6 protein-coding genes are annotated in these 6,903 nt (G+C 59.1%); 2 read left to right on the forward strand and 4 right to left on the reverse strand.

Translation table 11 applies throughout. From position 1 onward, the window contains the following. Positions 1-54 precede the first annotated feature (54 nt). On the reverse strand, positions 55-972 hold the full coding sequence (locus QU481_RS16215) for a MurR/RpiR family transcriptional regulator (protein WP_289831074.1): 918 nt from the start codon (positions 970-972) through the stop codon (positions 55-57). Between the two features lie 253 nt (positions 973-1,225). Here QU481_RS16215 and QU481_RS16220 point away from each other — a divergent pair, with 253 nt between their 5' ends. After that, positions 1,226-2,005, forward strand: a complete 780-nt coding sequence (locus tag QU481_RS16220; protein ID WP_289831075.1) for an ABC transporter substrate-binding protein — start codon at positions 1,226-1,228, stop codon at positions 2,003-2,005. A gap of 112 nt (positions 2,006-2,117) precedes the next feature. Then, positions 2,118-3,248, forward strand: coding sequence for a succinylglutamate desuccinylase/aspartoacylase domain-containing protein (locus QU481_RS16225; RefSeq protein WP_289831076.1), 1,131 nt, complete (start codon positions 2,118-2,120; stop codon positions 3,246-3,248). 748 nt (positions 3,249-3,996) lie between these two features. On the opposite strand, the gene QU481_RS16230 is transcribed toward QU481_RS16225, so the two are convergent. The 3 genes from QU481_RS16230 to QU481_RS16240 form a co-directional block, all read right to left on the reverse strand. Then, positions 3,997-4,311, reverse strand: a complete 315-nt coding sequence (locus QU481_RS16230; protein ID WP_289831077.1) for a DUF5710 domain-containing protein — start codon at positions 4,309-4,311, stop codon at positions 3,997-3,999. 140 nt (positions 4,312-4,451) lie between these two features. Then, entirely contained in the window at positions 4,452-5,018 is a 567-nt protein-coding gene (locus QU481_RS16235; RefSeq protein ID WP_289831078.1) for a recombinase family protein, read from the reverse strand. Positions 5,019-5,087: 69 nt separating this feature from the next. Beyond that, on the reverse strand, positions 5,088-6,773 hold the full coding sequence (locus tag QU481_RS16240) for an IS1634 family transposase (RefSeq protein ID WP_289831079.1): 1,686 nt from the start codon (positions 6,771-6,773) through the stop codon (positions 5,088-5,090). Positions 6,774-6,903 lie beyond the last annotated feature (130 nt).

The raw sequence follows: 6,903 nt of genomic DNA on the forward strand, positions 1-6,903 counted from the left end.
TGCCGATCGAACAGCGCCAAGAACTAACCTGCCGGCAGATCGTTCAATTCAGGATCAGGTAGCTTTGCGCTTTTTCGGTCCAAGGTTGTCAGACGTGGACACATACAGATAGGACAACACGCTTTCAGTCAGCTCGGCCGATAGTCGCACCGCTTCCTTGTTACGCGCCATCACCGCAGCGACCAGGCCTTCGATGATCGCCAGCGCGGCGCTGTTGGAACTGGTCAGAACAGGGTGTTCGACCGGCGCATACAGTACGAAGTTGGCCATCTCACACAACGGCGAAACCGGTGAATCGGTAATGGCCACCACCTTGGCGCCGCGCTGCATGGCGAAGCGTGCCAGTCGCACGGTATCCAGCGAATAGCGCGGCAGTGAGATGGCCAGCAGTACATCGGCTTCGCCGATGGCGGCCAGGCGGTAGGCCGCGTTCTCGTTGCCGCCTTCCATGCTGATTGCAATCGCATCGGCGCAGAACGGCACCAGGTTGGCCGCCGCTAGGCCGGCAAGATAGGCGCTGTTGCCAAACCCGAGCACATAAATGCGCCTGGCAGCAGCCAGGGTAGCTACCGTGCCCTCAAATACCGCTTCTTGATTGACATCGCCGGCGGCTGACAGGTTAGCGGCGCTTGTCTTGAGCTGTTCCTGCAAACCGAAAACGCCCGATGGCCGCTGTTCCAGCTCGACTCGCAGCTTGTCGACCGGCGACACCAACTCGTGCAGCGTTTCCAGCAGGGCGGCTTTGAGCCCCGAATAGCCGCCGTAGTTTAGTGCCCGCGCCAGACGGTTGACCGCAGCTGGCGAGGTCTTGGTCTCGGCCGCCAGTTCCTCGATGGTAAGCGTGGCCGATTTGAGTGGGTGGCGCAGCAGGTAATCCGCCACCTTGCTCAGCGCGGGGGCCAGGTTGGGGCGGGTCAGGGCGATGTGGCGCATCACGGTCGACTCGTACAGCGCCGGCGAACTCTTCGACATTTTGTCGTTTCAGATGGGCGAAAACTGAAAATTTATATATCAGCGATCGGCTGTCGGCAAGCGGTCGATCGACCACTGGTCTGAAATATATCAAAAACAACAATTGTGAAAATTTTTGTGTCAGACTTCTTGCATCGGACCGCGCCGCGCTTGTACAACCCTGTTTAGCCGCACTGCACGCCGGCGCGCCCGAAGCGCTACCCAGGCCAACCTGGGCCCGCGACGGGTTCGACTGTCTACTAGGAGAAACGAGATGAAGAAAACGCTAACTGTCCTGTCGATCGCCCTGTTGGCCACCTCGATGGGGGCCGCCGCCAAGGACTGGAAACAAGTGCGCTTCGGCGTCGATCCCACCTATCAGCCGTTCGAATATAAGGCGGCGGATGGCAAGGTGGTGGGCTTTGACATCGATCTGGGCAATGAGATCTGCCGGCGCATGAATGCCAAGTGTGTCTGGGTGGAGAGTTCCTTTGACGGCATGATCCCAGCGTTGAAGGCCAGGAAGTTCGATGGTGTGCTGTCGTCCATGTCCAAGACCGAGAAGCGCATGAAGGAAATCGACTTCTCGGCCAAGCTGTTCCACGGGCCGACCAACCTGGTGGCCAAAGTCGGCAGCGGCCTGCAGCCGACCGCCGCCTCGCTGAAGGGCAAGCGGGTGGGCGTCGAGCAAGGCTCCACGCAGGAAGCGTTCGCCAAGACCTACTGGGAGCCCAAAGGGGTGAACGTGGTGGCCTACCAGAACCAGGACCAGGTTTACCAGGATCTGGTGAGCGGGCGCTTGGACGCCACGCTGCAGGACACGGTGACCGCCAAGAACGGTTTCCTGAAGACCCCGGCAGGACGCGGCTACAACCTGGCCGGGGCCGGGCTCGACGACGAGAAAACGCTGGGCTACGGCACGGCGGTGGGGCTGCGCAAGGAAGATACCGACTTGAAAGCCGCCATCAATGGGGCGATTGCGGCGATGTTGAAGGACGGCACCTACCAGAAGATTGCGGCGAAATACTTCGACTTCGATGTCTACGGCCATTGATGCCCCGAGCGGGAGACGAGCGCCGACGGGCGCGCGCTCCCGTCCGACTCTTTTACCTAACTAGCGCTTGCCCCGGGGTGGACCTTTGGGGCGCCCCAAGCGGATTGCCAACATGAAACGAATCGAACACGCCTTGCTATCGCCCAGCCTCGGGGCGGGACGCCAACTGACCAGCCTACATTTCGGCCAAGCCGGTAGCGGGCCGAAGGCCTATATCCAAGCCGCGCTGCACGCCGACGAACTGCCCGGCATGCTGGTCGCCTGGCACCTGAAGGCCGCCTTCACGCAGCTGGAGGCCGCCGGCCACCTGCACGGCGAAATTGTCCTAGTGCCGCAGGCCAACCCGATCGGGAACGACCAGACCCTGCTCGGCCAACAATTGGGGCGCTTTGACTTGGCCTCCGGCGAGAACTTCAACCGTCACTACCCTCAACTAGCACAAACCATCTACCCGCGGGTCAAGGCACGGCTCGGCCGCGACGGCGCGCACAATACCCGCATCATTCGCGACGCCTTGCGCGCGGCCATCGAACAGACCCCGGTGCGCACCGAGCTGCACAGTCTGCGCCAGCATCTGATGCGATTGGCCGTCGATGCCGACATCGTGCTTGATCTGCATTGCGACTACGATGCAGCCCTGCACGTGTATACCGGCACGCCGCTGTGGGGACAGTGCGAACCTCTGGCTCGCTACCTCGGCTCATCCGCCCAGTTCCTGTCTACCGAGGCGGGTGGCGACCCGTTCGACGAGGCTTGCTGCCGGGTGTGGTGGGAGCTACAAGCATTGGCTGCCAACGATAGATTGGAGGCGCCGATCGAATTGGCTTGCCTAGCCGTCACCGTCGAGCTGCGCGGGCAGGGGGATGTGAAGCACTCGCAGGCAAAACAGGACGCGGCCGCGATCATCGACTTTCTCCGCCATCGCGGCTTGGTGACCGACCGGCCGGCGCCGGAGATGCCGGCGCTCAAGCAACCCGCCACACCGCTGGCTGGTTCGGAAAACCTCTACGCACCACACCCCGGCGTCGTGGCCTTCTTGGTTGCCCCCGGCAGCCGGGTCGAGGCCGGCCAGCCTGTGGCCGAGGTGATTGACCCCTTGAACGACCGGGTCGCTGTATTGGCTTCGCAATATGGCGGGGTGGTGTATGCGTTGGAGAATCGTCATTACGCCAGCGCCGGCATGTGGGTGGCTAAGGTCGCGACCGCCACCGCGTTCAAGACGGGCTCATTGTTGTCGGCCTGAGAACTACATGTCGAGAGGCCATCTCAGCCATCGCCAGTCGGAATCTGTCACCGGGGTACTGTCACGTTGGCAGCAGGGTTGCGGGGCAAGATGAGGGATGAAGAAGTAAACTTCCCGTTGCTGCTGGCCTGAAACCGCCAGCCCGATCTCATACAAGGGCTACAGTTTTCCAGCGGAGGTGATCCGCTACGCAGTGTGGCTGTATTACTGCTTTCCCTGAGCCTGTGCATGGTCGAGTAAAGGCTGGCCGCACGCGGCATCGAGGCGATGTATGAAACCGAGCGGCGCTGGTCGGTAACCTTTGGCCTGGCGATCGCCAAACACATTTGCAACACGACGCTGAGCCGGGGCGACAAGTGGCACCTCGATGAAGTCGTGTGACGATCAACGGCAAGAAGGCCCAGTGGGAGCGAAGCTGCAACTTGGGGCCATATGACGTGTTGGCGCTCATTGAAAACTGACCAGGGTGACTAACCATCCCAGCGTCTTCAACGAGCAGGGAAACCTAAGGTGATCACCATGACCACGTTTGCCAAAGTCAGGCGGTTGCTGGGCAGTTCAGACTTCGGTGGGCTTGGGGTTATCCCTGCCGGCTGGGACATGCTGGCAGTCGCAGTCTCAGCGCTCGGTTTCTATCACTGGGGGCGTAGCGGTCCTCGATGCCGACCATTGCCATAATCGCCTCACTTGTGAAGTTCTACGACGTAGAAAACTGGAGTCCGCGAAGACGGTCAAGTAAGTGTGAAATCTAGTCCCAAGGTAGATCGATTTCAGGCGTGCTCCGATCATTTTTCAATGGCGGGTAGTCCAGCTTCACTCTAGGTGGTCGTGGCTGTCGTGGCTTCCGTTCTGGTTTTTCGGTCTTTGGCATTTCCTTGCCAGCCGTAGCCTCGTAAGCAGCCCGCAAATCGTCTGGCCACCATTTTATGAACAGGTTAAGGTCCAGCTCATGTGGGACGTACCACTTTTTCATCGCGGGGAACCATCTAGCACCAAGCGCCTTCGCACTATCTTTTTCAGCAAAGGGAACGTTCAGGTAGAGCTTGGAATCTTTGTTAGCCATTTCTTTTTTTCTAATAAGATCACTGTTAAAACGTGGTAAATGACACTACCCGAGTGTGTCGGGTTGGTCACTGGGGGCGTCCTTTTTCTTGTGGTAACGGTTTGAAGGCCCCTTTCACCGCATCGGCAATAATTTTTGGGTCACTTGATATACTCGTACAGCGAGGCGCGGGAGATCTTGAGCCCCTTGGCGATCTCGGATTTGTTCCCGCCAGCCTGCACCCTCTCCTTGAGTTCCTCGATCCGAGAGGCACTCAGCTTGGGCCTACGACCAGCGTATTTCATCGCTCGTTGATCTGAGTCAGCCAGAATCTTGGCGATCCCTTCTTTCTGGCGCTCCAACATCAATTGCCGCTCGAACTCAGCAACAGCCCCCATGATGTTGAGCATGAGGTTAGCCATCGGTGAATCTTCTCCAGTGAACGTCAGGCTCTCTTTGACGAAAGTAACCTTCACGCCATTGTTGGTGAGTTGCTTAACGATGTTTCGGAGATCAGCGAGGTTTCGAGCCAGTCGATCCATGGAATGAACAAGGGCTTCATCACCATTGCAGGCGAAGTCGAGCATGTCCTTCAGGGCAGGACGGTTCGCTCCCTTACCGCTTACCCCATCCTCAAATACTCGATCCAGTGCTAGCCCATCAAGTTGACGCTTGGTGTTCTGGTCTACCGTGCTGACCCGGGTGTAGCCGATACGCTGCCCACCCATGTCCCCCCGAGTTCGACAGTTAAACGCGCAAACCATTGATTCTTATAGGGTGAGTTTTGAAACGCTACCCTACAGAAGGGGCAACTGCTTGCTGGCGGTCGGTTTCTTGACCTGCAAAGCAGACAGGATGCTGGTTTGTTCCTGGCTAATCGATGAGATCCCCGAGATTGGCTGAGTGTTGTTCAAGGTCACGCGGTGGTGTTGAATCCGACGCAGCAGTGATAGCGCCCGTTCGGGCGACAGGCTACTTTCACTGGCAGCAAGGCGCTGGCGCATTACTCGATACAGAACCAAAGCCATGAAGCAGATCATGGCGTGGGCACGGATACGGTCCGGCAGCCGGTGGTAGACCGGTCCGATTTCGATTTCCGACTTCAGCACGCGGAAGCCGCGTTCGATATCCGCGAGTGACTTATAGCGCTCGATGACTTCGTCGGGCTTCAGATCAGCGGTATTGGTCACCAGCAGGAGTTTGCCGTCCATCAGCCGTGCATGCGCCAGCGCCTGTGCGTCGATGTCGTAGCTGAACAGCTCACTCTTGAGATTGACGCGGACGATGCGCGCCAAGTGTGCTTCGCATACCTCATGGTAGAAACGCGCCCGCGCGCCACCATCCGATAGCTTACGGCCTCGGCTACGTTTGCCGGCATCTTGCGCATCGAGTTTGCCGGTCCATTCGGCTGCCTTCCGCTCCAGCTCGGCGATCAGACGGTCGCGCTGTGCGCCTTGCTCAGCGGCGGTTTCCGGGTTATGCGCGATGATCAGGCGCAAGCCTTCCCATTCAAGCTCACCGGTGACTTCCTGGGTTGCATTCAGGCAATCCGCCTGCTGAAACGGTGTCAGTAACTCGACGAAGTCGGAGTAGCGGCGCCCCGGCACCGCCAGGATGAATTCGAGCGGCTGACCGCTCGGCAGGCTGATCGCCTGCAATTCGGCCAGGTTGTCGGTGGACAGCAGCCCACGGTCGGCGACGGCGATCACACGCCGGATCGGGAAACGCTGGATCACCTTCTCGATGGTCGGCTTGAGCGTCGTGACTTCGGCGGTATTACCATCGAACACTTCGTGGTAGAGCGGAATGCCGTCGGCAGTCTGCACCACGCCGAGCATGAACTGGCGGGCGATCACGCCTTCCTTGGCCATGCCGAATTTGCGCACATCGCCATCCTGCTGCGACAGGCCTTCGGCACGGATGGTGGTCATGTCATAGAACACCACTGCCAGTTCCTGATCGAGCAGCGGACGTAGCAACGCAGACACGACCTGGTCGACGGCGTCTTGATGCACGATCAAGGCATCCATCGCACGCAGCAGGTGCTGGTGCTCGATGGCTTCGGCAACGATGCCAGGCAGGCTGACGGTTTCCAGCCAGCGCAGCACACCGAGCTTGGAGTCGGGGTCGCACAGTCGATTAAGCACCATCACCCGAACCAAGGCTTCTATGTCGATGCTGTGGCGGGTACGGCGGAAGGCTTTGCGCAGCTGACCAAAGCCCAGTTCTTCCCAAAGCTCGGTCAACGCCCAAACGTCACCCAGTGCACGGGCCGATTCGAAGGTCGGTGCGACATGGTCAGGCATGGAACGACCGGTCAGGCGCAGTAAGCCGGAAATGACGGACTCGAGCTCCGAGCCAATCTGGTCAAGCCGTCCGAGGGTGGCGACGGTGCGTTTTTTGACGCGCCCATCCTCCCCCCGGTAAGACTCGACCAGTTGAACGTAACGGCGGCTGCCGGACTTGGTGACTTTGACAAACATGCCGTCACTTTATCAGGCATATAGTGCATGTCAAATAACGGTTTTATGGTCAAAAACGTGCCACCACAAGAGTTTTGGCGAAATCGACACTGAAACCCGCATGGTTATTAGAGGTCAGCAGCGAAAACAG

It is taken from the genome of Crenobacter oryzisoli, from assembly GCF_030385785.1.
Classification (GTDB): Bacteria; Pseudomonadota; Gammaproteobacteria; order Burkholderiales; family Chromobacteriaceae; genus Crenobacter_A; species Crenobacter_A oryzisoli.

Bases quoted from the DNA above. Each gene is read 5' to 3' on its own strand.
- QU481_RS16215 (WP_289831074.1), bottom strand. From the start codon at position 972: ATGTCGAAGAGTTCGCCGGCGCTGTACGAGTCGACCGTGATGCGCCAC.
- QU481_RS16220 (WP_289831075.1), top strand. From the start codon at position 1,226: ATGAAGAAAACGCTAACTGTCCTGTCGATCGCCCTGTTGGCCACCTCG.
- QU481_RS16225 (WP_289831076.1), top strand. From the start codon at position 2,118: ATGAAACGAATCGAACACGCCTTGCTATCGCCCAGCCTCGGGGCGGGA.
- QU481_RS16230 (WP_289831077.1), bottom strand. From the start codon at position 4,311: ATGGCTAACAAAGATTCCAAGCTCTACCTGAACGTTCCCTTTGCTGAA.
- QU481_RS16235 (WP_289831078.1), bottom strand. From the start codon at position 5,018: ATGGGTGGGCAGCGTATCGGCTACACCCGGGTCAGCACGGTAGACCAG.
- QU481_RS16240 (WP_289831079.1), bottom strand. From the start codon at position 6,773: ATGTTTGTCAAAGTCACCAAGTCCGGCAGCCGCCGTTACGTTCAACTG.